This is a genomic window from Paenarthrobacter nitroguajacolicus (assembly GCF_031455195.1).
In the GTDB taxonomy this organism is placed as follows: Bacteria; Actinomycetota; Actinomycetes; order Actinomycetales; family Micrococcaceae; genus Arthrobacter; species Arthrobacter nitroguajacolicus_D.
Genome location: NZ_JAVDSH010000005.1, coordinates 273,914 through 299,294, shown reverse-complemented (window position 1 = coordinate 299,294; position 25,381 = coordinate 273,914). Strand labels below are relative to the sequence as shown.

At 62.4% G+C, this 25,381-nt stretch carries 30 protein-coding genes; 12 read left to right on the top strand and 18 right to left on the bottom strand.

Going from position 1 to position 25,381, the window contains the following annotated elements; all coding sequences use genetic code 11:
* Nucleotides 1-66 precede the first annotated feature (66 nt).
* The 7 genes from J2Y68_RS13385 to J2Y68_RS13355 all read right to left on the bottom strand — a co-directional run bounded on the left by J2Y68_RS13385 (nt 67) and on the right by J2Y68_RS13355 (nt 4,233).
* Nucleotides 67-402: a PRC-barrel domain-containing protein gene (locus J2Y68_RS13385; RefSeq protein WP_309994157.1), complete on the bottom strand. Its 336-nt coding sequence runs from the start codon at nt 400-402 to the stop codon at nt 67-69.
* Complete coding sequence (locus tag J2Y68_RS13380; protein WP_309994155.1) at nt 389-811, bottom strand: hypothetical protein; 423 nt, start codon at nt 809-811, stop codon at nt 389-391. The genes J2Y68_RS13385 and J2Y68_RS13380 overlap by 14 nt, the downstream gene beginning before the upstream one ends.
* Nucleotides 808-2,037, bottom strand: a complete 1,230-nt coding sequence (locus J2Y68_RS13375) for an Nramp family divalent metal transporter (protein WP_309994154.1) — start codon at nt 2,035-2,037, stop codon at nt 808-810. The genes J2Y68_RS13380 and J2Y68_RS13375 overlap by 4 nt, the downstream gene beginning before the upstream one ends.
* A complete protein-coding gene (locus J2Y68_RS13370; RefSeq protein WP_309994152.1) occupies nt 2,034-2,498 on the bottom strand; it encodes a hypothetical protein in 465 nt (154 codons plus the stop codon). Before J2Y68_RS13370 ends, J2Y68_RS13375 begins: the two co-directional genes overlap by 4 nt.
* 17 nt (nt 2,499-2,515) lie before the next feature.
* Nucleotides 2,516-2,719 (bottom strand): hypothetical protein, encoded by a 204-nt coding sequence (locus J2Y68_RS13365; protein ID WP_309994151.1) that lies wholly within the window; start codon nt 2,717-2,719, stop codon nt 2,516-2,518.
* 100 nt (nt 2,720-2,819) lie between these two features.
* Nucleotides 2,820-3,083, bottom strand: coding sequence for a hypothetical protein (locus J2Y68_RS13360; RefSeq protein ID WP_309994149.1), 264 nt, complete (start codon nt 3,081-3,083; stop codon nt 2,820-2,822).
* A gap of 385 nt (nt 3,084-3,468) precedes the next feature.
* Nucleotides 3,469-4,233 (bottom strand): IclR family transcriptional regulator, encoded by a 765-nt coding sequence (locus J2Y68_RS13355; protein WP_211713311.1) that lies wholly within the window; start codon nt 4,231-4,233, stop codon nt 3,469-3,471.
* Between the two features lie 111 nt (nt 4,234-4,344).
* Between J2Y68_RS13355 and J2Y68_RS13350 the strand changes: the two genes are divergently transcribed.
* From J2Y68_RS13350 to J2Y68_RS13330, 5 genes are all read left to right on the top strand, one after another.
* Nucleotides 4,345-5,730, top strand: coding sequence for an SLC13 family permease (locus J2Y68_RS13350; protein ID WP_309994147.1), 1,386 nt, complete (start codon nt 4,345-4,347; stop codon nt 5,728-5,730).
* Nucleotides 5,731-5,757: 27 nt separating this feature from the next.
* Entirely contained in the window at nt 5,758-6,990 is a 1,233-nt protein-coding gene (locus J2Y68_RS13345; protein ID WP_309994145.1) for a CaiB/BaiF CoA transferase family protein, read from the top strand.
* Nucleotides 6,987-7,799, top strand: coding sequence for an enoyl-CoA hydratase/isomerase family protein (locus tag J2Y68_RS13340; RefSeq protein WP_309994144.1), 813 nt, complete (start codon nt 6,987-6,989; stop codon nt 7,797-7,799). The genes J2Y68_RS13345 and J2Y68_RS13340 overlap by 4 nt, the downstream gene beginning before the upstream one ends.
* A gap of 65 nt (nt 7,800-7,864) precedes the next feature.
* On the top strand, nt 7,865-8,458 hold the full coding sequence (locus J2Y68_RS13335) for a nucleoside/nucleotide kinase family protein (RefSeq protein ID WP_309994143.1): 594 nt from the start codon (nt 7,865-7,867) through the stop codon (nt 8,456-8,458).
* 91 nt (nt 8,459-8,549) lie between these two features.
* On the top strand, nt 8,550-8,762 hold the full coding sequence (locus J2Y68_RS13330; protein WP_309994141.1) for a hypothetical protein: 213 nt from the start codon (nt 8,550-8,552) through the stop codon (nt 8,760-8,762).
* A gap of 128 nt (nt 8,763-8,890) precedes the next feature.
* Here J2Y68_RS13330 and J2Y68_RS13325 read toward each other — a convergent pair whose 3' ends face one another.
* The gene (locus tag J2Y68_RS13325; protein WP_309994140.1) at nt 8,891-9,628 is read right to left on the bottom strand and encodes an NUDIX hydrolase; all 738 of its coding nucleotides are present in this window, start codon (nt 9,626-9,628) and stop codon (nt 8,891-8,893) included.
* 104 nt (nt 9,629-9,732) lie between these two features.
* Here J2Y68_RS13325 and J2Y68_RS13320 point away from each other — a divergent pair, with 104 nt between their 5' ends.
* From J2Y68_RS13320 to J2Y68_RS13300, 5 genes are all read left to right on the top strand, one after another.
* Nucleotides 9,733-10,752 carry an SPFH domain-containing protein gene (locus J2Y68_RS13320; protein WP_309994138.1) on the top strand — a complete coding sequence of 340 codons (1,020 nt, stop codon included), beginning with the start codon at nt 9,733-9,735 and terminating at the stop codon, nt 10,750-10,752.
* A 9-nt stretch (nt 10,753-10,761) separates the two neighbouring features.
* A complete protein-coding gene (locus tag J2Y68_RS13315; RefSeq protein WP_309994136.1) occupies nt 10,762-11,664 on the top strand; it encodes a diacylglycerol kinase catalytic domain-containing protein in 903 nt (300 codons plus the stop codon).
* A gap of 402 nt (nt 11,665-12,066) precedes the next feature.
* Nucleotides 12,067-12,399 (top strand): hypothetical protein, encoded by a 333-nt coding sequence (locus J2Y68_RS13310; protein WP_309994134.1) that lies wholly within the window; start codon nt 12,067-12,069, stop codon nt 12,397-12,399.
* Between the two features lie 96 nt (nt 12,400-12,495).
* The gene (locus J2Y68_RS13305; RefSeq protein ID WP_309994132.1) at nt 12,496-13,335 is read left to right on the top strand and encodes a hypothetical protein; all 840 of its coding nucleotides are present in this window, start codon (nt 12,496-12,498) and stop codon (nt 13,333-13,335) included.
* A gap of 269 nt (nt 13,336-13,604) precedes the next feature.
* Nucleotides 13,605-14,480 carry a hypothetical protein gene (locus J2Y68_RS13300; RefSeq protein WP_309994130.1) on the top strand — a complete coding sequence of 292 codons (876 nt, stop codon included), beginning with the start codon at nt 13,605-13,607 and terminating at the stop codon, nt 14,478-14,480.
* A 130-nt stretch (nt 14,481-14,610) separates the two neighbouring features.
* Here J2Y68_RS13300 and J2Y68_RS13295 read toward each other — a convergent pair whose 3' ends face one another.
* Nucleotides 14,611-15,165 (bottom strand): hypothetical protein, encoded by a 555-nt coding sequence (locus J2Y68_RS13295; protein WP_309994128.1) that lies wholly within the window; start codon nt 15,163-15,165, stop codon nt 14,611-14,613.
* A 194-nt stretch (nt 15,166-15,359) separates the two neighbouring features.
* Here J2Y68_RS13295 and J2Y68_RS13290 point away from each other — a divergent pair, with 194 nt between their 5' ends.
* Nucleotides 15,360-15,716: a hypothetical protein gene (locus J2Y68_RS13290; protein WP_309994126.1), complete on the top strand. Its 357-nt coding sequence runs from the start codon at nt 15,360-15,362 to the stop codon at nt 15,714-15,716.
* Nucleotides 15,717-15,911: 195 nt separating this feature from the next.
* Here the strand turns inward: J2Y68_RS13290 and J2Y68_RS13285 are convergent, their stop codons facing one another.
* On the bottom strand, nt 15,912-16,709 hold the full coding sequence (locus tag J2Y68_RS13285; protein ID WP_309994125.1) for a hypothetical protein: 798 nt from the start codon (nt 16,707-16,709) through the stop codon (nt 15,912-15,914).
* Nucleotides 16,706-17,278 carry an RNA polymerase sigma factor gene (locus J2Y68_RS13280; RefSeq protein WP_309994123.1) on the bottom strand — a complete coding sequence of 191 codons (573 nt, stop codon included), beginning with the start codon at nt 17,276-17,278 and terminating at the stop codon, nt 16,706-16,708. The genes J2Y68_RS13285 and J2Y68_RS13280 overlap by 4 nt, the downstream gene beginning before the upstream one ends.
* 180 nt (nt 17,279-17,458) lie before the next feature.
* On the opposite strand from J2Y68_RS13280, the gene ggt reads away from it, so the two are divergent.
* Complete coding sequence (gene ggt / locus J2Y68_RS13275; protein WP_309994121.1) at nt 17,459-19,288, top strand: gamma-glutamyltransferase; 1,830 nt, start codon at nt 17,459-17,461, stop codon at nt 19,286-19,288.
* A 14-nt stretch (nt 19,289-19,302) separates the two neighbouring features.
* On the opposite strand, the gene J2Y68_RS13270 is transcribed toward ggt, so the two are convergent.
* The 7 genes from J2Y68_RS13270 to mpaM are packed head-to-tail and all read right to left on the bottom strand — an operon-like array spanning nt 19,303 to nt 25,316.
* Complete coding sequence (locus J2Y68_RS13270) at nt 19,303-19,488, bottom strand: hypothetical protein (protein ID WP_257369601.1); 186 nt, start codon at nt 19,486-19,488, stop codon at nt 19,303-19,305.
* Nucleotides 19,489-19,516: 28 nt separating this feature from the next.
* Nucleotides 19,517-20,221, bottom strand: coding sequence for a hypothetical protein (locus J2Y68_RS13265; RefSeq protein WP_309994119.1), 705 nt, complete (start codon nt 20,219-20,221; stop codon nt 19,517-19,519).
* On the bottom strand, nt 20,221-20,955 hold the full coding sequence (locus J2Y68_RS13260; protein ID WP_309994117.1) for a hypothetical protein: 735 nt from the start codon (nt 20,953-20,955) through the stop codon (nt 20,221-20,223). Before J2Y68_RS13260 ends, J2Y68_RS13265 begins: the two co-directional genes overlap by 1 nt.
* Nucleotides 20,952-21,665, bottom strand: a complete 714-nt coding sequence (locus tag J2Y68_RS13255) for an ABC transporter ATP-binding protein (RefSeq protein WP_309994116.1) — start codon at nt 21,663-21,665, stop codon at nt 20,952-20,954. The genes J2Y68_RS13260 and J2Y68_RS13255 overlap by 4 nt, the downstream gene beginning before the upstream one ends.
* On the bottom strand, nt 21,662-23,323 hold the full coding sequence (gene mpaP, locus J2Y68_RS13250) for a daptide biosynthesis intramembrane metalloprotease (protein ID WP_309994115.1): 1,662 nt from the start codon (nt 23,321-23,323) through the stop codon (nt 21,662-21,664). Before mpaP ends, J2Y68_RS13255 begins: the two co-directional genes overlap by 4 nt.
* Nucleotides 23,320-24,504: a YcaO-like family protein gene (locus J2Y68_RS13245; RefSeq protein ID WP_309994113.1), complete on the bottom strand. Its 1,185-nt coding sequence runs from the start codon at nt 24,502-24,504 to the stop codon at nt 23,320-23,322. The genes mpaP and J2Y68_RS13245 overlap by 4 nt, the downstream gene beginning before the upstream one ends.
* A complete protein-coding gene (mpaM, locus tag J2Y68_RS13240) occupies nt 24,501-25,316 on the bottom strand; it encodes a daptide-type RiPP biosynthesis methyltransferase (RefSeq protein ID WP_309994111.1) in 816 nt (271 codons plus the stop codon). The genes J2Y68_RS13245 and mpaM overlap by 4 nt, the downstream gene beginning before the upstream one ends.
* Between the last annotated feature and the right edge of the window lie 65 nt (nt 25,317-25,381).

Sequence of the window (25,381 nt, the reverse complement as noted above, 5' to 3'; positions counted from 1 at the left end):
CGTTCTGTGGCATGTCCATGCCCTACTACCAAACTAATCAGCAAACTTAGCATTTGCAAACAGCGACTACCTTGGCAGCGTTGATTCGTACGCCGTGAACTCGGAGCGCAGCCTCACGCCGTCGGGACCCATCACCGCGATGTCCTCCCACAACACCAGGAACGATCCCCGATGCCGCCATCGCAGCAGCTGTGCCACGGGCCAAGGCTGAGACAGGTCCTGCCGCTCATACCCGAGGAACGACGTCGCCGTCCGGGGACTCACCACGATGCCCACCATCCGGGCACGGCTCAAGAGCTGCGCCGGTGCAGCGTCCAGGGCGAACCTGACGTCCGACACCTCACCCAACCGTTCGCCATTGCTGTCCATGACGGCCCTGCCCAGAATGTCATTCAGGATCATGCCGGCCTCCTGGAATTTTCGCGATGACCTGGTCCCGCATCCACCGCTCAACCCAGGAGGCATCGAGTGAATTGGCTCGGACTCCCAGCGAAACCACCGTATCCACGCCAGCCACCATGTCCCACGGGATCCTGATGAACCGGCTCGACGGCGGCCTGCCGCCAAAGATCCGCGTGCCCAGGACCGGCCCCGTCAGCAATCCCGTGATGTGGGGAGCCTCGGCTCCTTCGGGGATGGGTTCATCAGGTGCGGGGCCGCTCAACTCCACATCGTCAACCGTGGTGACGGGTACGCCGTCGACGTCCAGTATTTGCCGGTCCAGCAAGTGCAGCTGGGCATCCAGCACCAAGCCGGCCGGGCGCGGCGCGGGCTTGATGTCCTGAGCCGGAATCGGCTTCGCTTTGCTCATGCCCCTGCTCCCGTCGCAATCATGAGGGGGATGGCCGCCACAGAGGCCACCAGGATGATGACCAGGTAAATGAGGGCCACAATGTTCACAGCCCGGCCGTTGACGTGCTTGCCCATGTACTGGGGATCGTTCGCCACGATCAGGATGGGCAGGTAGGTCAGCGGCAACGCGATCGCGGAAAACACCACGGAATATTCGGTGACCAGGATAGGGTCCACACCGGTGGCCAGGACAGCGACACCCGCCAGCAGGACCACGATCATGGCCACGTGGAAGCGGGCCGCCTCCGTCGGGCGCCGGAACTTACCCCAGGACCAACCGAAGAACTGGGCCAGCGTGTACCCGCTGGACAGGGTCGTTTCCAGCGCAGCACCGAAGGTCGCGGCGACAACGCCGAGGATCAGGACAGCCAGAGCCAGTTGCCCGCCCGCCTGGATTACCGGCAGGGCCACCTGCGACAGCGTCGTCACGCTGATTCCGGCCGGCAGGAGGACGACGGCGGCGCAGGCCGCTATGGCGAGGGACAGGAACCCTCCCAGTGGGAAGCCCAACAGGACGTTGATCCGCGATTGCACCAGGTCCTTGACCTTCCAGCGCTCCTCTACGGCACCGGAGGAGAAGAAGAACACTTCGTACGGTGTCATGGCTGCTCCGAACAAGGCAATGGCGTAGTACCAGTACACGCCGGAGCCCTCCTCCGAGGGGATTGAGGGGTTCAGCGCCTGGGAGGCGAGCGAACCCCAGTCCGGCTTGAGGAGGAAGAGCGCTACGGCGAAGACCACCAGGGACAGGCCTACAAGCCCTGTCACGTTTTCCATGATGCTGAACTTCACCCGCCATATCACCAGCCATACCGCGATCAGGGCGAACGGAACCCACAGCATGTACGAAACGCCGCTGGCCAATTGGAGGGCCAAGGCAATCCCGCCGATCTCCGCAGTGACAGTCATGAGGTTGATCAGGAAGGATGCGGTGAGATTGGCAAGGCCCGCCCGCGGTCCCATGCGCTCCCGAATCACCTCGAAGGTGGCCCGTCCAGACACGGCGGCGACCCGTCCCGACATATTGGCGAAGAGGCAAATTCCCACCACGCCAACCACAACCACCCAAGCCAGCGAGAGTCCAAAGCGGGAGCCAACGACGGCGTTGGTCACAAGATCCCCGATGTCGACAAAGCCCCCGATCGCTGTCAGGATGCCGAGTGCAACACCGAGGAGCCGTTTCACTGGATGCCGGCCTTGGTCATGAGTTCGTCAAGTTGTTCAGTAGCCGTTCGGAGTTCACCCTGGACCGCCGGGAGCTGGACACTTCCTGCGAGGTTCTTGCCGCCGTCGGGGGCTGAAGTGGGGGCCGCCAAGGCATCACGGGCGTGTATCAGCGACCGGGAGATAGTGGAGAAGCACGCCAGCATGCTGTCCCGCAGCGACTGCTCCTCCTGCGTTTTCGCACCGAAGCTTTCCAGCTCGTCGGTAGCAGATTGCATACCCTTCAGCATGTCGTCCGCAGTAGTAGTCCCTGCTGCCGCCGTCGCACGCTCCTGGAGCCTCAGGTCCACCGCAAGTGAGGCGGTCCGGACAGCTGAGGCGGCTTCCTTCGCGGGGCCTTTAAGTGCATCCGTTGAAGGGCTTTGGGCGCAACCGGTGATCATTCCGCCCAGGAAGATCAGGGCGGCCAGGGTTGCTGCCAAAAACTTCCCGCGCCGGATCATGACGGCTTCGGAATCTCACACCCGCCCTGGGGGTCCAGGCCGGTGTAGTTCAGTGGCCCCGCGGCAATGTTGAGCGCAATGGTTGAGAACTGGGAGCACTGGGCGGGTGGCGTGCCGTAGTAACCCCGCTGGCCCGCAGCTACCGCTCCGATAACCAGCCAAACCACTACCAGCAGGCCGATGATTGAACCGATCCGCATAACAACCTCAATCGCTGAGTTGGCTGCCCCGCCGCAGTCAAAGGTTACGAGTGCGGCCGCAGCCGGAATTTCTTCCGCCCGCGGCCGCAAAAGCCCACTGTCAGTCCGTGGGATTGGTTTCGGTGGTCAAACCGCGGTTGTCCGCAGTCTGCTCATCCTTTTCCTCTGCCGGCCCCGGCGGATTTGCTGATTCGCTGGGTCCAGCATCAACGGCATCCTCTGGAGCTTCCTCGGGACCGTCGCTGACCGGCACCTGCCCACCGGTTCCGGGCACGCCCGGGTCCCTGGGAACGGGGCGCCCGGGCGTAGTAGTTCCATCGCGAACCTGGGCATAGCCGGCAACTTCGCTTGGATCAGTTGTCATACGCGAGACCGGCCCCGGCCCAGCACCCATCCAATGAGGGCCAGCACCAGCAGGATAATTCCTACCCACAGCAGGAAACTGAGGGCTTGGTTAAATCCACCGACGAGAAGCAAGATGATCGCAATTACGCCAGCGATTATCAGGAGTGTGTTCATTGAGCTACGCATCCCTTCAATAAATGTTTGTCTATTCAGGAAGGCGTCCGCTGGTACCCCCGAAGGAGCGCCACCCATGCCAACGGGCACCGATCGGAGAAATTCATCTCCTTATCGCTTACGTACCCTCCCGGAAAAGAGTTCAAACAGAACAATTGGCCGGAAGGAGCACGTTCACAGCATCATGATAGGCGTGCAATGACGTCCAGCGAAGTAGTTGCTCAGGAAACTTAGTAACCTTTTGATGAAAACGCTCCGAGAGCACGGCTGATCTCCCGGGCGGTTCCTGCTGCAGCCTCGCCGTACTCCTGGTACTTGGCGGGAACAATCCTGCTTGAGGGCCCTGAAATGGAAATGGATCCGGCCGCCACGCCGCCCGGTCCCAGCAGCGGGACACCGATCGAGGTGATGCCGGTACTGAGCCCCTGCTCGTTGATGGAGTACCCGCGGGCCCTGGTGTCCACGATCATCGCCCGGAGCTGGGCCGGGTCCACAACGGTTTGCGGAGTCAGCGCTTCCAGCGGACCAGCCAGGTACTCCTCTACGAAGGCTTCATCGGCTGCCGACAGGTACGCCATGCCGGTGGAGGAAGCGTGCATGGGCAAACGTGAGCCCAACGGGAGGAATGCCCTGAGGACGTGCGGGGTATCCAGGCGTTCGATGATGAGCATGTAGCCGCGGTCAGGTACCGCCAGGTGCACTGTTTCGGTGGTGTCCAGCTGCAGCGCGTTGAGTGGGCCCATGGCGGCGTCACGGATGACTGAGCCGCTGCTTCCACGGCTGGCCACGGCAAACGCGTGATTGGTCAGGACCCATTTGCCGGCCTGGGCTTCGGACTGCGAAACCCACCCCAATTCGCCCAGCGTCCTCAGCACGCGGAGCACCGTGGCCTTGGGAACATCCACCTCCCGGCTCAGTTCGGACAAACCCGCCGGCTGGTTGTCGGAGACCGCTTCAAGCACCCGGATTGCTGTGACCACACTCTGCGTACTCATCCACTCTCCCGCTTGACGGCCTTTTCCCTGTCCTCTACATTACAGGCGACTTCCCAAAATGAACCGTTGGTTCATCCAGTGAACCGAAGAAGTTTGATTGGAGAACGGGCTATGGAATTACAGATCGCGGCTCTCGCCATCTTTGTGGGCGTGTTCGTACTGGCCACACTGCGCAAGGTGCACATCGGCGTGCTCATGTTCGCAGCGGCAGCAGGTGTCGGCGTATGGATGGCAGGGATGACCATCGACAAGGTCGTGGCGGGATTCCCCATCGGGATCCTGGTCCTGCTGGTTGGCGTCACCTATTTCTTCGCGATCGCCCAAGCGAACGGGACCATCGACGTGATCATTGAGCGGGCCATTGCCAAAGTTGGTGACCGGGCATTCTTCCTGCCGCTGGCCTTCTTCGCGCTGACCATTGGCATTTCGGCCATGGGTTCGCCCCTGGCCGGATTGGTCATGGCGCCCATTGGGATGCCGCTGGCCAAACGGTACGGCATCGACCGCATGCTGATGGGGATCGCCATCGGCTCAGGCCTCAGCGCTGGAGGATTCGCCCCCACCAGCTTGTTCGGCATCGTCACCTATGGCACGGCACGCGCAGCGGGAATCGACCTCGATCCGCTGGTTCTCTTCACCGTGGCACTTGGCACCAACCTGGCTCTCGTAGCTGCCGCCTACGTCCTCTTCGGCGGCTTCAAGCTGCTCAACACCCGCACCACGGACGGTTTTGGCACAGCTGTGCCACGCTTCAGCAAAGAACGCCCGACGCCGTCACACCCCTTTGAGCGCGACGGCAACATCGCGCGGGGCAAGCAAGCGGCGCAACAAACCATCCAGGTCCTGGACGGACCGCGGACGGAGGCACCGGCGTCGGGCCCTCAACTCAACCGCAACCAGGTCATCACAGTGATCTGCATGGCGGGTTTGGTCCTCACCGTCATCCTCATGTCTGTCCTGGGCGCCAGCCCGGACATCGGCGTCCTGTGCTTCGCCTTCGCCTCGGTCCTCACCCTGTGCGATCCGCAGTCCGGCAAGCCGGCCGTAGCCAAGATCGACTGGTCCACGGTCCTGCTGGTGGGCGGGATCATCACGTTCGTCGGAGTGCTTCAGACCATGGGAGCGGTCACCCTGCTCGGCGAAGCAGCCGGCGCCGTCGGAACCCCGCTCCTGGCCGCGCTGGTGATCTGCGCGATCGGCGGCCTCGTGTCCGCGTTCGCTTCAACCACCGGCATGCTCGCGGCCCTTGTGCCGCTTGCCCTGCCGCTGGTGGCCTCCGGCGACATCGCCGGGTGGGCAGTCATCGCGGCGCTGGGCGTGTGTTCGTCCATCGTGGACGTTTCGCCGTTCTCCACTGTTGGCGCCACGTTCGTGGCCACCGTCGACGCCGATGAACGCCCCCGCATCACCACCCTCCTCACCCGGTGGGGACTGTCCATGGTGGTGGTCGGCCCGCTCCTGCTGGTGGGCGCCCTGGTGCTGCCCTCCAGCCTCTAAATCCGCTCCAACGTTAGGTACACAACCATGCTCAAACCACTCCGCGGAATCACCGTGATCGACCTCAGCCGGGCCCTCGCCGGGCCCTACTGCACAGCGCTCCTGGCCGATATGGGTGCCAGGATCATCAAAGTGGAAAGCGTCAACGGGGGTGACACCGCCCGCCAATGGCCGCCATTCCAGGACGGGCACAGCCTCTATTTCGAGTCCGTCAACCGCAACAAAGCATCCGTGTGCCTGGACTTCTATTCGACCGAGGGCCGCGACATCCTCGCCGGCCTGATCGCCGATGCCGATGTCCTGGTGGAGAACTTCAAACCCGGCACCCTGGACAAGATGGGCTTCACTGCCGCGCGGCTGGAGGAACTCAACCCTGGCCTCGTGCTGGGGTCCGTCAGTGGGTTCGGGAACACCGGGCCCCTCAAGGACGACGCCGGGCTGGACCAGGTCATCCAGGGAATGTCGGGGCTGATGTCCGTCACGGGGCCCGGACCCGGGAAAGCTTATCGCGTAGGTCTTCCCATCGTGGACATCACCTCGGGGATGGTTTGCGCGTTCGGCATCGTTTCAGCGCTCTTGGGCGCACGGAACGGTGAACGCCCCGGCCGGGTGTCCACCTCACTGCTGGAAACCGCGCTGAACCTGTCCGCATTCCAGGGACAGAAAGCCCTAAGCCTAGGCGAAGCAGCCACACCGCAAGGCAACAACCACCCCGTCATCGCGCCTTACGGCACGTTTGCCACCGCCACGGAATCCATCAACATCGCCGTGGGCAGCGACAAGCAATGGCGGGCGTTCTGCGGGTTGCTCGGTGCTGCCTCGGCCGTGGACGATCCCCGTTTTGCCACCGGAGCGGATCGTTCCGCGAACCGGGATCAGCTGACGGAGCTCATTGAGTCCTCGCTCGTCACAAGGCCCGCTTCCGAATGGGTTCCGCAGATCAGCCAGGCGGGCATCCCCTGCGGACCCATCTACAACTACACACAGGCGCTGGCAACGGAACAAGTAGCCGCGTTGAAGCTCGTTCAGCGCCGCCATCGGCAGGACGGCTCCGAGCTTCCCCTCCTGCGCGGGCCGCTGAGCCTGGACGGCGAAGCCAGCGAAATCCATGCCGCGCCACCACTTCTGGGCGAGCACACAGCGGAGGTTCTGATGGAACTTGGAATGACGCACGACGACGTGTCCCGGCTTGAGCGTGAGGGTCGCGTTGTGTGCGGGCCGGCATTTCGGGCTTCCGCAGAAGCGGGAGCGCGTTCATGAGCATCGCTTCCGAGGTGCGCACCGGCCGCCTTTCCGTTTCAGTTGCCGGCGGTGTGGCGACAGTGGAGATCTCCAACCTTGCCCAGCGCAACGCCCTGACCAAAGCCATGTGCTTGGAGTTCCAGGAACTCATGCCGCAGCTGGACTCCGATCCTGATGTTTCGGTAGTGGTGCTGCGCGGCGCCGGGGACACGTTCTGTGCCGGCGCGTCCATCAGTGAACTCTCCTCCGTCCTCACCGACCCCCAACCTAACGGCCCCACGGTGGACCACCTCAGCCGCGCCGATTCCGCCATTGCTTCCGTGTCGAAGCCAACACTCGCCCTGGTGGACGGCGCGTGCATGGGTGGTGGCTGGCAGATTGCAGCTGCATGCGACTTCGTCATCGCCAACGAACGAGCTGTCATTGGGCTGACCCCGGCGAAGATCGGCATCATCTATCCCCGCCCCGGTTTGGAACGGTTGGTGCGGCTAGTGGGCCACGCCAATGCAAAGTACATACTCCTCACCGGACAGACGTTCAGCGCCACTGAAGCCAAGGCACTGGGGTTGGTGGCCGACGTCGTACCCTCAGAGTCCTTTGAAGAGAAGTGCGCAGCACTTATCAATACGCTGCGCAGCCGATCCCGTTTCTCCATGCACGCGATGAAGCGGCTGGTGGATTGTGAGGGGGCAACGGGCAAATCGGTGGTGGACCAGGAATGGGCCGATGCCTGGGCTGCGATGCCTGCCAGCCCGGACATGGAGATCGGCATCAACGCGTTCCTGAACCGCCAGCTACCTCAGTTCCAGTGGCGGCCTATGGAGTGATCTACGCCGCATCGCGGGACAATACCTCCCCTCGTTTCGTTGGACAGGAAACGAGGGGAGGCCTCATGCTCATTGTTCTGACAGGAATCGACGGTTCTGGAAAGACGACGGCGGCCCACGCCTTGGTCGATTCGGCCCGCGCCGAGGGACGGAACGCCCTGCTGCTCAGTAACCACGCCGGCCGGAGGCATTTATCGCTTCTTTCCGCGAGATTGAACTTGCACCTGCAGCCTTGGTTTGCCGATTTTGTTGAGACCGGCATTCGAGTTTTCAACGTGCTGATAAATCACGCCCGCGCCTCGTCTGCCGCTCGAAAGTTCGACGGGCTGGTGGTGATGGACCGCCACCTTCACTGCCAACTCGCGTTGCGCCAAGCCAACGGATTGGGTCGCGGCCGTTTGATTCCGTGGCTGCTGGGGAAGCTTCCCGCTCCGGACCTCATGATCCACTTCGACGTCGATCCGCGTGTTGCCCACGACCGCGTCATGGCTCGCGGCACCGACAAGGAATCCCTCGCCGATCTCCAGGCATTCCGGGCGGCTTACCGATCGCTCCCTGAATTCGACGAATTCCTGGTGGTGGACGCGAACGGTACGCCCGATGACGTGCTGGCCCGGCTCAACCGGGCGATGGCCGCCGCTGAGCCAGCCCGGGTTTGAGCCGTCTCTTGACTTGCGTTCCGCCCGGCGCCGGGTAGGCTCGCACCACGTCGGCGAAGGGACGCCGGCAACGTTCCTTTGGGGGATCTTCATGAGCTACAAAACGCGGCGCAGTCTTCTGGTCTTCATCTTTGGATTCGGGACGTACGCCATCCTGCTGCGGCCGGTGGGTTTTATCTACGCGTTGCTTATTGGCTTAGTTGTCGCCGCGGCGGCCGTCTATCTTGACCGTTATATCCGGGCGAAGCGCGCCACAAAACGCCCGGCTCCGGGAGGGACAGATGACAGAACCGGACAGCGCTAGCCAGGCTCAGCTGATCTCCGCCGCGACCATCGGCCATGGCTCCAAAAGAGTCATCGCTGGCGTCATTGGCAGGATGTGCCTGTTCAGCAGCCGCGGCAGTTCTTGCCCGTTCCCACAGCTCACGGTCATCATGATTCCCGCGGGCGCATCAGGGGTGGATTGAGTACCGCACGCGTGGGCTGACCCGCCGTCGGGCGCGCCGCGGGGGCGAGCCGGAAAAGCGCAGCCGGCCTGCCGGCGTCGCCCGCTGTCATTCGGCCGGTTTCCTCGAGGAATCCGGGCGTCCCTGTCGCCTTTCGATGGAAATTCCGCGGGTCCAGGCGCGTACCCCAGACCGCCTCATAGACGGCGCGAAGCTGGGCGATGGTGAACTCCTCGCCGCAGAAGGCCGCTCCGAGGGGTGAATATTCCAGCTTCGACTTGGCCCGCTCCAACGCGTCTTCGAGGATCTGTGCATGGTCGAAAGCGAGCTGCAACTCCCCGCTCTGGATATCCCGAACCGGATACCAGGCCGCCTGTTCGGCGTCGCTGCCCGCCGCCAAAACGGGAAAGTCGGGCGCAAGCAGCAGGTGGGCGACGGTCAGGATGTCACCGCGGGGGTCGCGCCCTTTCGGACCATAACTCCCCAATTGCTCAAGGTGCCCGGGCAGATGCTCGACGCCGGTCTCCTCCGCGAGTTCCCGGCCCGCCGCTTCCTGCAAGTCCTCCCCCGCCAGAACGAAGCCACCGGGAAGCGCCAGTTTGCCGCGATATGGCTCGATGAGTCGGGTGATCAGCAGGACGTTCAGCTCTCCGTTGCGAACGGTAAGGGCGACGACGTCGACGGTCACCGGGAAGCGCTGGGGCGCCGGGTGGGATTCAGGCATGCATCAATCGTAGGTAATTATCGTCATGTTGACAATAATGCCGCGCCGGCTCTACAGTCGAGTTATCGTCAAGTTGACGAGAAAAAAATTAAGGAGCGAACATCATGGCCACCATCAAGCGCTACCCCTGGATCAGCCACTTCCTCGGCAGCCCCACCGGCTACGTCGTGCACCTGCAGAAGGGTGCAGTCAAGCACCAAGGAGTGGGCCAGGCGTTCTTCTTCCGTCCCGCCAACTCAGTACTCAGCGAGGTTCCCGTGGACGATCAGGAGCTCCCCACTCTTTTCCACGCCATCACCCGCGACCACCAGGACGTCAGTGTCCAGGCAAACGTGACCTACCGCTTCATCGACCCCGTGGCAGTTTCCACCCGCCTCGACTTCGGGCTGCAGACCGCAGGCAAGGCGCCGGCCACCGGACGCGAGCAAGTTTCGACGATCATCGGCCAGCTCTGCCAGAGCCACGCAATCGACCAGATCGCCACAACCACGCTCGCCGAGGCCCTGGAACGCGGAGTCAGCCAACTCCGCCTGGTGCTCACCGACGCACTGCGGGCCGATGCACGGCTCCAATCCACAGGTATCGAGATCCTCGGTGTCCAGGTCCTCGCGGTTCGCCCCGAATCCGACGTCGAACGCGCCCTGCAGACCCCGGTGCGCGAACAACTCCAGGCCGAAGCGGACCGGGCGGTTTACGAAAGGCGAGCGGTCGCCGTCGAACGTGAACGCACCATTTCCGAGAACGAGATGGCCAGCCAGATCGAACTGGCCGTCCGCCGCGAGAACCTGGTGGCGCAAGAGGGCGCCAACGCCCGCCGCGCCGCCGAAGAAAAGGCCGCAGCCGGGCTCATCGAAGCCCAAGGGTCAGCCGAGCGAAAGGGCATCGGCGCCGCAGCGGAAGCAAACCAGATCCGCCTGGTTGGCGAAGCTGCCGCAGCCCGCGAAGCCGCCACGATGGAGGTGTACCGCGGTATGGAACAGGCCACCCTGCTGGCCCTCGCGCTCAAGGACGCCGCCGGCAGCCTCCCGAACATCGGGAATCTCACCATCACCCCGGACCTGCTCAGCGGAGCACTCGCCGGGCTGTTCAAGGAACCCGCAGCCACCGCCGAAATCACCAAGTAAGGACCCACCATGGCAACCCCGCGCATCGTCCTCGTCCACCGGCGAACCGAACTGCAGGAACTCCTGGACCGGCACGCCACCCGCGGGCAGGCGGAGTTCTTCCTGAGCACCCGGGGCCGCAGCATCCAGGACGTACAGGACCGGCACGAGCGTCTAACCAACGCCCTGGCAACTATCAGGGCTTCCGTACCGTCGGATTGGCGCCAAGCCGAAGTGGAACGCGCCGACCTCAGCCGGTTCCTGCTGACCGCCGAGGACATCATCGCCGTGGTGGGGCAGGACGGATTGGTGGCCAACGTGGCCAAGTACCTGAACGGCCAGCCGGTCATCGGCGTCGATCCCGAGCCGTGCGCCAACCCCGGCGTCCTGGTCCGGCACACCCCGGCAGCCGCCGCCGCGCTGCTGCGCACCGGAGACCCGGGGCGGCTGCGCTGCCAGGACCTCACCACCGTGACAGCAACGCTCGACGACGGTCAGCAGCTTTCGGCGCTCAACGAAGTTTTCGTCGGGCACGCCTCGCATCAGTCGGCGAAATACACCCTCTCTGTACCCAGTTTCACCCAAGCAGGCGGACAGACTGAGCGGCAGTCGTCGTCGGGCCTTATTGTCTCCACCGGCACGGGCGCCACGGGCTGGTGCGCATCGATCGCTTTGGAGCGCGGCGGACGTGCCTTGCCGGCGCCCACTGATCCACGGCTCGCCTGGTTCGTGCGGGAAGCGTGGCCGTCCCCGGTTACGGGTGCTTCGCTCACCGAAGGGGTACTGGAAGCCGGCGAGGTCCTCCGGATCACCGTGGCATCCGACCAGTTGGTGGTGTTCGGGGACGGGATGGAGGACGACCGGTTGACGGCGTCCTGGGGGCAGGAGATCACGGTCCAGCTGGGACAGCGGCCGCTGCGGCTGGTTGTTTGAGCAGCAGCGTTGTCTCAAAGGTTTGGGGCGACATGCGGCACAGACTCCTTGCAGCATGAGCGGGCGATTTTCCACTGATCTTCGCAACAGGTTTGCCGCGAACCTTCGTGGTGACGGGCAGCGTGAAGATCCGCCGCTACTTGCTGGGGGGGACGTGTAGCGTTTAGGGCACCCTCACCGGGCAGTTTTGCGGGCGGGTCTTACGGGAATCGGGAGGCCCCCGAACGTAGGGAGTGCCGACGCGCGCCGAGTGAGTCTGAACGGCGGCCGGTGGAGGACCGCCTATCGGGCAGTATCAGGACTTGCCCAGCCATATCTTGAGAGGCGGCGGTTTGGAACATTGACCGATACTTAGCTACATGTATACTCTTATTCAAGTATCTAAGTATGGAGGAGCTAGCGATGTTGCAAATCAAGTTGGGGCACAAGCAGAACGTACAGAACGACCCCTTGGGACGTCACTGGGTGGGGGCTGAACCAAACATGAGCGAGCGTGATGCGTGGGAAGCCGGCCGCGGATGTTGGGTGATGAAAGCCAGCAGGGCCATCGAGGAGGATGAAGTGCGCATCGTAGATCCCGCTGGCATCATTCTTGCAGTCGCAACCATGCGGGGCCTGATCAAGCACGGCAATCGACTGGAGGTTGTAGGTGACCTACTGGAAGGCGATCCAAGGGTCGGAACCGAAGTCGAGCTGAGCAAGTCCCAAAACCCTATCTCTTACCACCAAAGCTGATCTTCACGACGGGGGCCGGCAACCCTCCGCCCCCGTCGATACCGTCCGATCAAGGGATGTCGGTGCTAGCACTCACCCACCCGTAAAGAAGGAAAAATGGCTAGAAAGAATTTCGACGTCGAAGTTCCCGATGGACAACATCTCGGGTTCTCCCGAGACACTGACGGAGCATATCGTGCGCATCTCTTTGATAATGAAACGAATGATCTCGTTGGTCATGCTGAGCTGTTCGAAACCGACGAGGACAGCGCCCGTGAGCCGTATGTTGAGTACGTATACGTTTCAGAACCAGCCTCGGGCGAGAGGCGGGAGCTCACAGACGATGAATTGGCCGAGTTACTCGGGGCCCTGGTGGGTCTAGGAATCATCGTGGCGGCGGTTGCAGCGGAGGCGGCCCCGCACGTGAAGAAGTGGTGGCAGGACACAGCCGTGCCAGGCATTAGATCGGCTAGAAACAAAGCTGTTCGGACGTTATCTGCTCCCTGGAAAAACGTGGCCACGAAATGGAAAGCGACCCCGCCTAATGCTTCCCAAGTGATCCTCCCCGATGCCGAGGCAGCCCTACACACGCCGTCAACTGAACTGGAAGTCGCCTTCCAAAAATATCGGGCCTCTATGGGCAGCACCGAGGCAAGGGAACGTTTCGTCTCTGCGCTCCTCGCACGAGCATTCAGCGACGAGCAAATGAGACTACTGCGGAATGTCCGCATCGAAGACGATGCTGGCCCGGCTGATTTACGGACAGCAGTGGAGACGCTTACACCGCAGCAGGTGGGTGAGACCATCACTCTTATGATTGAGAAGAACCCATCCCTACTCACTCAGGCCTCACTTATCGAGTTGAGGACGATCCTCGGAGGGAACCAGGTCGATGGTCGTTCCACGCCCCTGATTCTGGGCTTGTCGCCTCTGAAAGGTGAACGCGAATCGTCTTAGGCCTTGAGACTTGAGATTCTAATCAGCGATGGTTTGAGGGTGATCGTCTATTTTCGGCATTCAGCGCCTCGCAGCATGGCGCTGCTTTACCTACTGAGCGAGGTGTCTCTCGGCTCGGGAGCGCCTCGCTGCGCCAGAACATCGGCCCTCGCTCGGGCACTTACGCCGCTAGCCCAACCATAGAAATGGCGACCATAAAGGCGGTGGCTCTCCGGAGCCTCCAAGCGTCCGTTGAAGGATGATTCAGCGGGCATGTGGAAGGGTGGACTATGGCGTTTAGGGCGGAAGAAGAGCACGCGAGAATCGTGCTCGAAGGCCAGCTCGGAGTGGAATTCCAACACCACGACGACGGATCCAAACCGAAAATGCCCGACCTTCTATCTCTGGACGGGAACCACGTGGCGGAAGTGATTACGACCGCTCCGTACGCCATCCGTGAGGCACAACAAAGCCTAGACCCGATGCCGCACGCGACGCTGCCCCACTGCGTATGGGTGATCCTGCCATACAGGATCGTGGGAGGCGCCACCAAAGCCGTGCGCAACAAAATCAAGGCAGATGTCCTGCGGTGGACGGCGAAGCCCGGGTGTAAAAATCATTGGTCATCGCGCGACGAACTTGAGTTGCGCCCAGGCGTCGATCCCCAACCGGTCCTCGGCCTTCGGGCTTACGACGATGGCGTCAAAGTGCTGTGCGTTCAACGCTGTCAGCATACGCACGCTGAGTCTCATCAGATCCAGTGGTCTATCGTGCACGAACCCTCCCCTGTTGATCCATGGGATTTGATTCGGCAATCGCTGCACATCGTTGACAAGGAGCAGCGCGGTGGGGTGCAGGCCCTGGCCACGAAGTTGAACGGGTACCCGAACAAGCATCTGGTGATGTACCCGTTCGGTCCGCCAGGGAATTTGACTGCAGCCTTCAGCCGCTATGTGCCCCCGTCGAATTCGCACGACCTCAGGCCGCCGCAATTGAACCCGCCGCTGGCCGACATCCACGTTTGGCTCCTATACCGGTACGAGAACCGCGATGTCGTAGAGGGACTTCATGTCTGCAGCGGCCACTGGGCGAAATTCGGGACGACGTTCCCGAAGCCGGACGTCCCGTCCTCCCCGCTCCGGCGACTCCACTACAAGGATGCCTAGGCTGCATCATCCCGCGCGACTGCCAGCTAGCTGGTTGGCCGTGATGTACGAATAGGGATCGGTTTACGCGCACGGGCCACTTCTGGACTTCTCAGCCGCTACCCGTGCACTGCACTAATCCTCGCGCCCTTTAGGGCTTTGAGTGTTGCTCCCCTAGAGTGCGGTGCCAGTACTGGCCGTCGATGCTCATAGAACGGAGTATTTGGTCTGGCCGAGGTGGTTCCGGCCAGATCTCCAGCAGATACCAGTCGAGGAGTTGTTCGGTGAACTCACCTTCAGCGCCCTCGTCTCGTCCCTTTTCGCTGGCCCGGAGCCGATATGTGCCCGGGAGGATCGCGTCCAGAGTGCCGCTGGTTTCAGCCGCCCAGGAGCTCCATTTCAACTTTCTTCCTGCGGGGAGAGTGAAAGATACTTCGACGATGTCCTCCCACAGCGCGTCGTCAGTGGCGTCCGGGGGCCGCTCTTCCATAAGGATGATGCGAAGAGAAGAGCCACCTGAGCGGCGGCCAAAGTGAACGTACAGTCCCGCAGGGTCGGACGCGCCAATTAGGCCATTGACTTGCCCCTTGAAGAACTGTTCGAAGATTCCATTGAAACCAACACCGTCAGCGAACTCCTCGCCCCAAGTGAGATCGAACTGACCGTAGTCAGTATGAACGACCTGCTCGAAAAGAACGCTGTACATGCCGCCAGCATAGTGCGACCTGCTGCGCTCCGGTTGGCGGCATAGCCCGCCTGGAATCGTGAGTTCGTTAGTGCCCGGTGAAGGATCCGCTTGCGGGCTTTGGGTGATGTTGGTGAGCCGATGTGGACAATAAGCGTAAGCTTCCCTTCCAACTCCAGCGCACTCTTTCGCCTTGGCGTTGCTACTGTAACGAGGTGTCTACTCGCGTTGAGCAGTTCCTGTCCCACCTCGACCGTATAAGCGGCGGGATCGAGCCGCGGTACATCCCGGTTGAAACCAGTCATCCTGGTTTGCCTGGTGTGACTGTTGTCGTCTACGACGACGTTCCTGAACCCGAAATGCTCACGGGGATCACCTACGGTGTCAGCTTGGTTGACCATCCCCATTGGCGCTTCGGCAAGCCCGAACTCTCCGGCGCTGAGCGCCTGGGATCGATACTTGCCGCACAATCAGGTGATCCATTGCTGTACGGAAGTCGGTATGTACCTAAGAACGCTCAGAAGGGCCCCCGTGGCAATTCCGTAGCCGATCACCAACGCGGCCAGGGCTAGGCCCCGCCCCTTCTGGTGCTTCAGTTTGATCTGGTTCAATGAAACGTGCCCGGCACCCACAGCGAAAGTGGCCAGGCCACCAAGAGCCAGGGCTACGATCGCCAGTTTGTTTACTGTTTGGCTGGAAAGCGGTACCTGCGTTGTTGAAGAACTCACAATACCCCCGTTTCGTAAGTGTCAACTGAGTGTAGCCAGTCAGAGGCTGAGATAGACGGTTTCCTTCGAGTTATCGATGAAAGTCACCTCGATTGGGACCCGTTGATCGGAAGAGTTTGTTATTTCGGCACCGGGCAGCCAAAACGCGAACTGACCTTTGGACACCGTTGCTTCGATCCGTTTTCCCGCTGCGCTGGTGTAAACGATCGCAGTGACTTCTGCTCCCACTCGACCAGCGGCCATGGACAGAGGCTTGTTGGAGATGACACCTGTCCCCAGTTCTGTGGCCCTGACGCCACGGGCCGATAGGGATTCGCCAGGGAAGGGTTTTCCTATGGATCCGAATGATCCCCTGTTGAACCATGGAGCCGAGGCATCTGTGGTGCAGGTTGCTTCAAAACCGTCGGCTCCTGTGAGGACCACAGTTGTCCAGGCACCTCGTCGCTCGGCGATCGCGACGTCGGCCACGGCCAGATCGTCCGAGTACATACCACCGCCTACGCTTTCGCGTGATCGGAGGCAGTCGGAAACAGCGTCATCCCGTTCGGTCCCGCTGAGCTGACCCGGCGCGGCAGTCCACGTTGCAAAGGCGGGGTCTCCCCCGGAAAGCGCCGGAACAAAGATGAGGGCAGCCGTTGCTGCGACCGTAGATCCAGCCAGCGCCAGCGTTTTCCAACGCCGGCCGGGGCGTGGGACCGCCGGCAAGACAGAAACGCTGGGTTTGGTTTCAAGAATTTGACGAAGGTCCTTCTCTCGTCGACCCGGATCAGAAGCCGGGCTCTGCTCAGCTGCATCCATGGACAAGAGGATCTCGGCAATGTGCTGGTTGTTTTTCATGGTGTCGATGCCTTTTCTGAAAGCGTCGGGAGAGGCGTGGCATGAGCCTGGTGCGGGGAATGTTCCAGCAGGAGCCTCAAAGCTCGCCGGGCTCGGGTGAGGCGCAATCGAAAGGCCACTGGCGAGATTCCGACGACACGAGCTGCTTGGGGCGCGGCCAGGTTTTCAAATACGGCGAGCCCAAGGGTTTCCTGATGGACCTCCGAAAGGAGCGCCCAAGCCCTGCTTAGGTCAACCCGGCTGCTGACCAGGTCAGCGTGGGAATCCGAAGGGGATTCCATCGACGCTTCAGCCAGACGGACCCCCAGCGCCTGCTGCCGCTGTTCACTGCGACGGGCATTCAGCAACAGATTGCGTGCGATTCCAAAGATCCATGCTCGGGCGTCATCCTGGTTCCCCGGTACTTCCTGGAACCGCCGCCAAACGATCAGAAATGCCTCCGCCACTACGTCCTCGGCATTCGCCGGATCTGTTCGGCGTTGAACGAATTTCAGGAGGTCGGCGTATGCGGACTCATATAGAAACCGAAAGGCCCGTTGGCTGTCAGCGGCTCTCGATGGGAAGCTCATACCCTGTACCTGTCCGCCACATACCCAAGTGTGTCGCAGCTGTGGCGGAATTCTTGATTCCCACGCGCCCGCAATACTCCCATCGCCGCGCCAAGGCAACCGTTGTTCCCCGCAAAACCCCGGGGTAGGGTGACCGGACCGTCCAACCACATCATCGTCTGGGAAATTCTGGGAGACACCATGACACATGTGAGACGTCAGCTGGCTGCTGTCACGGCAGCCTTGGCACTGACCGTGACCAGCGGAGCGATGGCCAGTCCAGCCCTCGCCGATCCCCGCCAAACCGACAAAGTCCCTACGGTCACGGGCTACGGCGGGGCTGTCAGCACCGTGGATCCTGAAGCCTCGGCGGCGGCCATCGAAGTGCTCCGGAAGGGAGGCAACGCGGCCGACGCAGCTGTCGCCGCAGCGGCCACCCTCGGCGTCACCGAACCTTACAGCGCAGGCATTGGCGGTGGTGGCTACTTTGTCTACTACGACGCCAAGACCAAGCAGGTTGGCACCATCGACGGCCGTGAAACTGCCCCGGCCGGCATCACCAACGATGCGTTCATCGACCCCGCCACCAAGAAGCCCTACAACTTCACCCCGGAACTGGTCACCAGCGGTGTCTCGGTGGGGGTCCCCGGCACTGCCGCAACGTGGGAGCAAGCGCTGAAGCGCTGGGGCACCATGGACTTGGGCGATGCCCTGAAACCGGCCATCAAGGTAGCTACCCGCGGTTTCGTGGTGGACAGCACCTTCCGCAAGCAGACACTCGATAACAAGCTCCGCTTCAATGCCTTCACCTCCACCCAGGACCTGTTCCTTCCCGGTGGCGACGCTCCCGCCGTCGGAAGCGTGTTCCAGAACCACGATCTCGCGGCGACGTACAAGCTGCTCGCCAAAGAGGGCGCTGACGCCTTCTATCGCGGTGCACTTGCCGAAGAAATCGCCAAAACCGTCCAGGCTCCCCCGAAGACCACGGACACAACACTTCCCGTCCCGGTTGGCTCAATGACCGCCAAGGACCTGGCGAACTACAAAGTAGAGAACCAGGACGCTACCAAGGTGCAGTACCGGGGATACGACGTCTACGGCATGGCCCCCTCCAGCAGCGGCGGCACCACGGTGGGCGAAGCGTTGAACATCCTGGAGAACTACAACCTCAAGGACATGCAGCCGGTGGACGCCCTGCATCACTACATCGAGGCCAGTTCGCTTGCCTACGCTGATCGTGGTGCCTACGTGGGCGATCCCAACTTCGTCAATGTCCCCACACAGACCCTGCTGAGTGACGTGTTCGCTAAAGAACGTGCCTGCGAAATCGGTCCGACGGCGGCCAAGAAGCCAGTGGCCCCAGGCAACATAGAAACGTACGACGGCGTGTGCCCGTCTTCTGCGGCGCCGCTCGCCGATGAGACGGATACAGAGAACATTTCGACGACGAACATGACTGTCGCCGACAAGTGGGGCAACGTGGTGGAGTACACGCTGACGATCGAACAGACCGGTGGTTCCGGAATTGTTGTGCCCGGCCGTGGTTTCCTGCTGAACAACGAATTGACCGATTTCAGCACGGAATATAAAGCCACTGACCCGAACCGAATCGAAGCGGGCAAGCGTCCCCGGTCGTCGATGTCGCCCACCATCATCCTGAAGGACGGCGATCCGTTCCTGGCCCTCGGCTCCCCCGGCGGTTCCACCATCATCACTACGGTCTTGCAAACCATCCTGAACCGGGTGGACCTGGGAATGACGGTATCCGAAGCTCTTGCTGCGCCGCGCGCTGCACCCAGGAACGGCACAACCGTAACGTCCGAACCCGCCTTCATCGCCAAGTATGGCGACGCGCTGAAGTCCTTGGGCCACCAGCTGGTTCCTGCAGGTGACGGCCTCACATCAGATCCGGAAATCGGTGCTGCGACAGCAATCGAGTTCAACAAGGATGGATCAACAACAGCTGCTGCGGAGCCGGTTCGTCGAGGCGGCGGTTCAGCGATGGTGGTCAAAGCTACGAAGGGGCGCTGAGGTTGGCCCGTGGCTCAAGGACGGCGGTTGTTCTTGAGCTCCCGGCTGAACCTCCACGCCATCACCAGCGAGGCGGCCGCGATGATGACTCCGGAAACCGTGGACCACCACGCCTGCTGGGTGTTGGACACGAAAATGGAGACGGCGTAGGCCGCCAGTACTAACGATAGGAGCAGCCAGACCAGGGGTTTTCGATTCACAATGCATTCCTTAATATGTGGTGATTCTTCAGGCCAGGTCACGCTTCACGAACACCGTGAATGCTGCCGCTGCCACCAGTACAAGCCAGCCTGCGGCTCCGCAGAAAGCCCCCGACGCCGGTATGTTGACAGCCGCTTGTTGGGCCCAGTCGGCGGCCAGCGCGGGGAAGAAGAACGTCCCCATTGGGTGTAAGGGGTCGGGCAGCAACCCGGGCAGGGCCACGCTGAGCGGAACCGCAAAGAGGCTGAGCAGGTGGTTCCGGAGGAGGGAGCCAAGGGCGAAGCCCCAGAGAGCCCCCATGGCGGCTGCCCCCGCAAAGGCCAGGACCATGCTCGGAGAGAGCGTCCCGGCAACCTTGAGAACTGCCGAAGCGAAACCGAAGGCCAAGCCAATAGCGGCCCCAGCAAGGAGGGCGGCCGCCGCCGTCGAGAGTGCGCGTCCGAGGAACGCCGGTCTCCGCTGGAACAACAAGACCCGGCGGTTGAGGCTGCCTGCCCGGTAGTCAGAGGTGAAGGAGAACGACCCAGCCACCGCGGAAACTGTCAGCACCAACGAGGTCACCGCTTCCAGTAGGGCTGTGGACATGCCAGGTGTTTCCGCTCCGGCCCCGTCAGTGCCTGCAACAAGCAGTATTCCGAGGAGTCCCAAAGCCAACGCAGCGCTGATGGCCGAGCCCTTCCATAACCACGGCCGCCGGAGGTCCGAGCGAAGGGCCGCTGCCAAACCAACCACTACAGTTCCCTCCTCCGAACCACCCACAGCGCCCCTACGCCAGCAATGAGCGTCCAGGCAACGAATATAAGGAACGCCGCTACGGGCTCCAGCAAACCTTCCATCGGCAGAGACACCACACCTGCCAGAGCCCCGGAAGGAAGCCAGCGCGCAACCTCGGGAGCATTGGCCATCAAGGGCAGCTCAATGGCGAGTGGAATGAGCAAGGTGAGAATCGTCGTCGCGTAGTAGTGCTGGATGATCCAACCGAGGGAGCATCCCCAAAGCGCACCGAGGCTGGACGCAAGGACGACGGCGCCAAAGGCGCCCAGTGATTCAGGCGCCAGCAACTGCTCCCGGGTAGTCGGCGCCAGGGCGAACACCACGCTGCCGCCCCACACCACGATTCCTGCGAGCGCGGTACCCATTCCAACAGCGAGCGCTGCAACGTATTTGGCCCTGAACACGCTCATCGCACCCGAGGCCACCACGCTGCGTCGAATCGTCCCGTAGTACGACTCCCGGGTGACCAGGTAACTCCCGGCAAACGTGGCCACGGGGGCAATGCTGGCAGCGACGGCCCAGAAGATCCCAACGTTGTCCGCGGCCTGGAGCCGATCCGAGTTTTGGGGCCAGCCGAGGAAGTTGGCAACGAACCATGGCACCAGGCCGCTGAAGGCCAGGATGCCCAGGACTGAGTACCCGCTGAAGTACCGGAGGAGTTCCGAACGGAGACCGCAGAGCAGGCTGTTCATTCGGCCGCCGACCCGAGAATGGCGAAGTACGCGGATTCCAAGCTGCCGCCGCCCATGGCCTTCGCTTCGTCCAGGGACCCGCGGAATAGCGTTCTTTGCTTGAGAATGACTACCTCGTCAGCCACCTGTTCCAGTTCCATGAGTTGGTGGCTGGAAACGAGCGCGCTGCCTCCATCGGCAGCGAAATCGCGCAGGAACCATCGGAGCCACTGGATGCCTTCGGGGTCCAGCCCGTTGGCGGGTTCGTCGAGGACAAGGAGCTGGGGGCTGCCGACAAGGGCGGACGCAATCCCGAGGCGTTGCCGCATGCCCAACGAGTAGTCCCGGACCCTCCGGCCTGCGTCGGCGACAAGATCCACCTGATCGAGGACGCGGTCCACGCTTTCGCGGTCAACTCCTGCCGCGAGTTGGCAGATCTGCAGGTGGCGCCGTCCGGTGAGCCCGGGCTCCACATCCATCCCCTCCAGGTACACCCCCACCTTCGTGGCGGGACGACGCAGCGTCCGGTAGTCGGAGCCGAACACCGTCGCCCTGCCGGAGGTCGGTTCCAAGAGCCCGGTCAGGCCAGCGAGCGCCGTGCTTTTCCCCGCCCCGTTGGGGCCGATCAGGCCCACGACAGTGCCGGCCCGAACGTCGAACGTCAGGTCTTCGACGGCGAATCTCGAGCCTCGTTTCTTGCTGAAATGATCAAAGCTGGCATGAATCGTCACGATCGCCCTTTCAACGCATCGACGGAATGGGCGGGCCACAACGGCGATGTCGTAACCGAGTCCCACAGCCACTCCCCCAGGCTTGATTGCTGTTGGCTGGTGACTTCCGCACGTCCTGAGGAGGAAAGATTGGTCCCTGATTCCAAGCGCGCCGGGAAGGCGAGGACGGGAAGGCTGCCGCCTTCCAGCGCTACGGGAACCAGTGTTTCCAGCGGTGCCATGGATTTCGACGGCGGCTGCTCGCCCACGGTGGCCCGCCCCAGGTTCTCGTGAATGATCATTCCCTGCGATTGCAAGGTGACGTGATCCCCCGGTGAGAGCGCATAGGCCGAGCCTTCGAGCGGGACCACGATGCTCAATTGGCCATCGTGATAGGTGTACCCGGCTACCGTCACTGGCCGCACCGGAATGATGGCCAGGAGCAAGCCAGCGACCAGAAACCCCAGCAGCGCAACGAGGATCCGCCGCCACAGGGCACTTCCGTTCCTGGCCGCTGTGCTGAAAAACCGGTACACACTTTTGGCCGCCATTCCTACCAGCAGGCAAAGAACCAGGAGAACAACCACGTGCCCCGGGTATCCGAGCTGCAGGAAGATCGGCATGAGTCGCTGGAACCCGACCAGCATGAAAACGATCCCGGAGATGAAGCAAGCGAGCCCGAACCACGGCAGGAGGCCTTGGCTCCTGAAGGTCGTCTGAGAGCCGAGAACGCGGGAGCCAACGATCTCGCCCAGCGCGTTCAGCGATTTCTTCCGGAGGTGGGGGATGTCCACGGCGGACATCAACGCGACGTAGCCATCCAGTTTGATGAAAGGAAAAAGGTTCAGGACTGCCACCGCGTAGCAGATCAGGCCGTACAGGACTGCCGCGTCCTTCACGGATGACTCAGGAAGAAGGGTTTGGAGAGTCAAGGCGATACTGCCAAGCGCAACGTGTACCAAGGGCCCCGCGAGGGCAACCAGTACTCGTTGTTTTCGTGAGCTCAACCGCCACCCGTCTGTAACGTCGCAGAAGAACGCGGGCGACAGGTAGAACAGCATGATCCCGATGCGTCGCGGTGTTCCGCCAAAGTAGCTGAGGGCCATCCCGTGCCCCAGCTCATGCAAAAGCGTGGACACAAACATGGCGCCAACAACGTACAGGTACGCTTCAACGGGAAGTGGCGAGGCGAGGACCCGCCACAGTTGCGGTCCCGCTATCGCGGCGCCTATCAAGCCTCCCAGCAGCAACAACAAAGCAACGACGGCCGCAGAAGGTCGCATCATCGCGGCGACCACCGGTCGAAGTGCCTGCAGCAGCGGGGCCGGGTTGAACAGCGTGAACTGTAAGGTCAGCGGCGCCCGGAACTGGACCCGTCGTGCCTCTGCCGGCCGCGCGCCGGCGTCGAACATTCCGGTGTGCGCGAGCTGACGCACAATTCCCATGACGTCCGCGGATGTCCACGGCGATCCCAGGCGGACGGCAACCTGCGCCGGGTCTTTATGGCCGTCCACCACTTTGAGGACATGGGCGACGTCGGCAGAGACCCGCGCTTTCGGCACACCGTTCACGGCAACAATCCACGGGCCGCCCTCCTTTAGCGGTTCGTCGATGGAGGCCGTGGGGGCGAGTTGGACCGGCCATTCCACAGTGGTTCCGGCTTTTGCTGCGCGGTTCATATCAAGGGATGCGGGGTAGAGGCCGTACCGGACAGACCTTTGGTTTCGTCCATCGACAAGGGGACCGTACCGGGGCAGATGACCTTGCCGGCCACCCAGCCCATATCCCGGATGGCTTCCGGGAGCCGGTGGGTGAGGCTGACCCACAAGGTCGGGATGTCCCTCCCCTCCAAGTGATTTACCAGGGCGTCGACGCTGGCTACCGGCTGACAGGCAGGCAGCGGAGACGGCGTGAATGTACTGACCCACTGAAGCAACTCGTAGATGGCGGGTTCGGTGGTCCAGAACTCAGCGCGTGATTCGTCGTCGGTAACTGCCAGCACGGGAACAGCAGCCTGTGTGCGGGCAAGGAAGAGCTCCCGTATCTGCAGTCCTTCCTGCAGGGCTCCCCGCAGCGCTGCTACGGGGTCCGGCGAAGCTTTCAACCCGACGGCGCCGAACGGCCTTGGTCCGGAGGGGTTGGTAACGATACAAACCGCTGTCTCCAAAGGGCCGCCATGCTGAGGAACGAACGCGAGCGTAGGCTCCACCCCAGCTGCGCGGGCGGTGGCGAGAAGCGCTACCAAGCTTCGGTTGCCGCGCGCATCCTGCAGACCGGCGACGTCGAAGAGGTGGAGCGGCGTCCTGTTACGCCAAGCGGAAAGGAAGGCATCACGCTCCAGAACTTCAGCAATCCCCGCAGCCTGGGCAAAACTTTCGGACGGACCCGAAGCGGCGCCATTCGGGGACGGATCGAAGAACGTGTCCCACGGATTGAGCCCCGCGAGCCCGGGACCGTAATCCACCAGCGGAGCCGGAACATAGGTCACTTTTTGCGTCAGGAGGTCAGTAGCTCGGTACCAAGGGAAATCGAACGCCAACGCCGACGCTCGACCCAGCCCGGCCGTGACGAAATCAAGGCGCTGCTCGTCGCTGCCTGGCCGGGCACGAAGGTGCTCGTCATCGGTCTGAGCGGGTACCAGGGCGAAACGCTCCACAGCCTCCCCGGCGCCCCTGGTCAAGGAGGCGCGTTTGGTGACATCAAAAGCGCCGACGGCGGATGCGAACCCTGGCTGGGAGGCCCGCGCTTGTGCGAGCACCCCCACGGTTCGCCACAAGCCGACGTCGTTCGGCACATACACGGAAGCCTCGGACACCAACCCTGAGGATGGGTCCAGCGTGCGGACGGGATCGAGGCTCATGCTGCGCACACCCACAGCTCAATGTCGTTTAGGCGGGAACTGCGGGACGCGATCCGAACCGGACGGCGTTCCCGGATGGTGAGCCCCTGGCCCACGATTTCCTCCGCGATGAGGTCGTTGCTGACGAAGGCAACCTCGCTGGTGTAGGCGGAGGACCGGTAGGTGCCGCCCTCGTTGAAGCTGACGTGGATCATGGTCACATGCCGTGCCCCATTAACAGGATCACGGCTTTCGGCGGTGATCAGGAATGAGTCTTCCCCGAACGCAGAGATGGTGGTGTCGCCGTCGTCGTCTGCTGCTTGGTGGCTGTCAGCGTTCAGGACGGTCAGCAGGAAGACGCCGTCCGGCGTCAGGCAGTCACGGACGCGGCGGAAGAGCTCACGCCGGGTGGACCCATCCAGGAGGGTGATGGAACTGGCACCGAGAACCACGCAACCGTACCCGCCGTCGAGCTCAAAGCGGGACATGTCCGCCTCCACCAAGTCCACCCGAACCTCCCTGGGATTGAAGGCCCGGCTGGCTACCCTGGCCTGAAGTAGTGCGAGCATTTCCGGTGAAGAGTCGACGGCGGTCAGCGGGCGTCCCAGCGTGAGGAGGGGCCGGGTGATCCGGCCCGAACCCGAAGCCAATTCGAGGATAGGACCGGACGTTTTGCGAGCCGCGGCCAGGATCTCGGGAAGCTCGGTGAGGTCGTTGGCGGTGATCCGGTCGTAGAGGCGGGACCCGGAAACACTGTATAAATCCTCGGGCGGATCGAGGTGTCCGAGCACGCGCAGGATGGCGTCGGCAGTCTTGTCGGGAGCGGTTTTCATCAACTGTGTCCTCCGGAAGTTGGTTGGGCCGGGAGCGCACGCGGGTGGCGACGGAACGGAACACC

What these genes read in the sequence shown, in the direction of transcription:
- J2Y68_RS13385 (WP_309994157.1), bottom strand. Translation starts at nt 402, where the DNA reads ATGATCCTGAATGACATTCTGGGCAGGGCCGTCATGGACAGCAATGGC.
- J2Y68_RS13380 (WP_309994155.1), bottom strand. Translation starts at nt 811, where the DNA reads ATGAGCAAAGCGAAGCCGATTCCGGCTCAGGACATCAAGCCCGCGCCG.
- J2Y68_RS13365 (WP_309994151.1), bottom strand. Translation starts at nt 2,719, where the DNA reads ATGCGGATCGGTTCAATCATCGGCCTGCTGGTAGTGGTTTGGCTGGTT.
- J2Y68_RS13360 (WP_309994149.1), bottom strand. Translation starts at nt 3,083, where the DNA reads ATGACAACTGATCCAAGCGAAGTTGCCGGCTATGCCCAGGTTCGCGAT.
- J2Y68_RS13355 (WP_211713311.1), bottom strand. Translation starts at nt 4,233, where the DNA reads ATGAGTACGCAGAGTGTGGTCACAGCAATCCGGGTGCTTGAAGCGGTC.
- J2Y68_RS13350 (WP_309994147.1), top strand. Translation starts at nt 4,345, where the DNA reads ATGGAATTACAGATCGCGGCTCTCGCCATCTTTGTGGGCGTGTTCGTA.
- J2Y68_RS13345 (WP_309994145.1), top strand. Translation starts at nt 5,758, where the DNA reads ATGCTCAAACCACTCCGCGGAATCACCGTGATCGACCTCAGCCGGGCC.
- J2Y68_RS13340 (WP_309994144.1), top strand. Translation starts at nt 6,987, where the DNA reads ATGAGCATCGCTTCCGAGGTGCGCACCGGCCGCCTTTCCGTTTCAGTT.
- J2Y68_RS13335 (WP_309994143.1), top strand. Translation starts at nt 7,865, where the DNA reads ATGCTCATTGTTCTGACAGGAATCGACGGTTCTGGAAAGACGACGGCG.
- J2Y68_RS13330 (WP_309994141.1), top strand. Translation starts at nt 8,550, where the DNA reads ATGAGCTACAAAACGCGGCGCAGTCTTCTGGTCTTCATCTTTGGATTC.
- J2Y68_RS13325 (WP_309994140.1), bottom strand. Translation starts at nt 9,628, where the DNA reads ATGCCTGAATCCCACCCGGCGCCCCAGCGCTTCCCGGTGACCGTCGAC.
- J2Y68_RS13320 (WP_309994138.1), top strand. Translation starts at nt 9,733, where the DNA reads ATGGCCACCATCAAGCGCTACCCCTGGATCAGCCACTTCCTCGGCAGC.
- J2Y68_RS13315 (WP_309994136.1), top strand. Translation starts at nt 10,762, where the DNA reads ATGGCAACCCCGCGCATCGTCCTCGTCCACCGGCGAACCGAACTGCAG.
- J2Y68_RS13310 (WP_309994134.1), top strand. Translation starts at nt 12,067, where the DNA reads ATGTTGCAAATCAAGTTGGGGCACAAGCAGAACGTACAGAACGACCCC.
- J2Y68_RS13305 (WP_309994132.1), top strand. Translation starts at nt 12,496, where the DNA reads ATGGCTAGAAAGAATTTCGACGTCGAAGTTCCCGATGGACAACATCTC.
- J2Y68_RS13300 (WP_309994130.1), top strand. Translation starts at nt 13,605, where the DNA reads ATGGCGTTTAGGGCGGAAGAAGAGCACGCGAGAATCGTGCTCGAAGGC.
- J2Y68_RS13295 (WP_309994128.1), bottom strand. Translation starts at nt 15,165, where the DNA reads ATGTACAGCGTTCTTTTCGAGCAGGTCGTTCATACTGACTACGGTCAG.
- J2Y68_RS13285 (WP_309994125.1), bottom strand. Translation starts at nt 16,709, where the DNA reads ATGAAAAACAACCAGCACATTGCCGAGATCCTCTTGTCCATGGATGCA.
- J2Y68_RS13280 (WP_309994123.1), bottom strand. Translation starts at nt 17,278, where the DNA reads ATGAGCTTCCCATCGAGAGCCGCTGACAGCCAACGGGCCTTTCGGTTT.
- ggt (WP_309994121.1), top strand. Translation starts at nt 17,459, where the DNA reads ATGACACATGTGAGACGTCAGCTGGCTGCTGTCACGGCAGCCTTGGCA.
- J2Y68_RS13260 (WP_309994117.1), bottom strand. Translation starts at nt 20,955, where the DNA reads ATGAACAGCCTGCTCTGCGGTCTCCGTTCGGAACTCCTCCGGTACTTC.
- mpaP (WP_309994115.1), bottom strand. Translation starts at nt 23,323, where the DNA reads ATGAACCGCGCAGCAAAAGCCGGAACCACTGTGGAATGGCCGGTCCAA.
- J2Y68_RS13245 (WP_309994113.1), bottom strand. Translation starts at nt 24,504, where the DNA reads ATGAGCCTCGATCCCGTCCGCACGCTGGACCCATCCTCAGGGTTGGTG.
- mpaM (WP_309994111.1), bottom strand. Translation starts at nt 25,316, where the DNA reads ATGAAAACCGCTCCCGACAAGACTGCCGACGCCATCCTGCGCGTGCTC.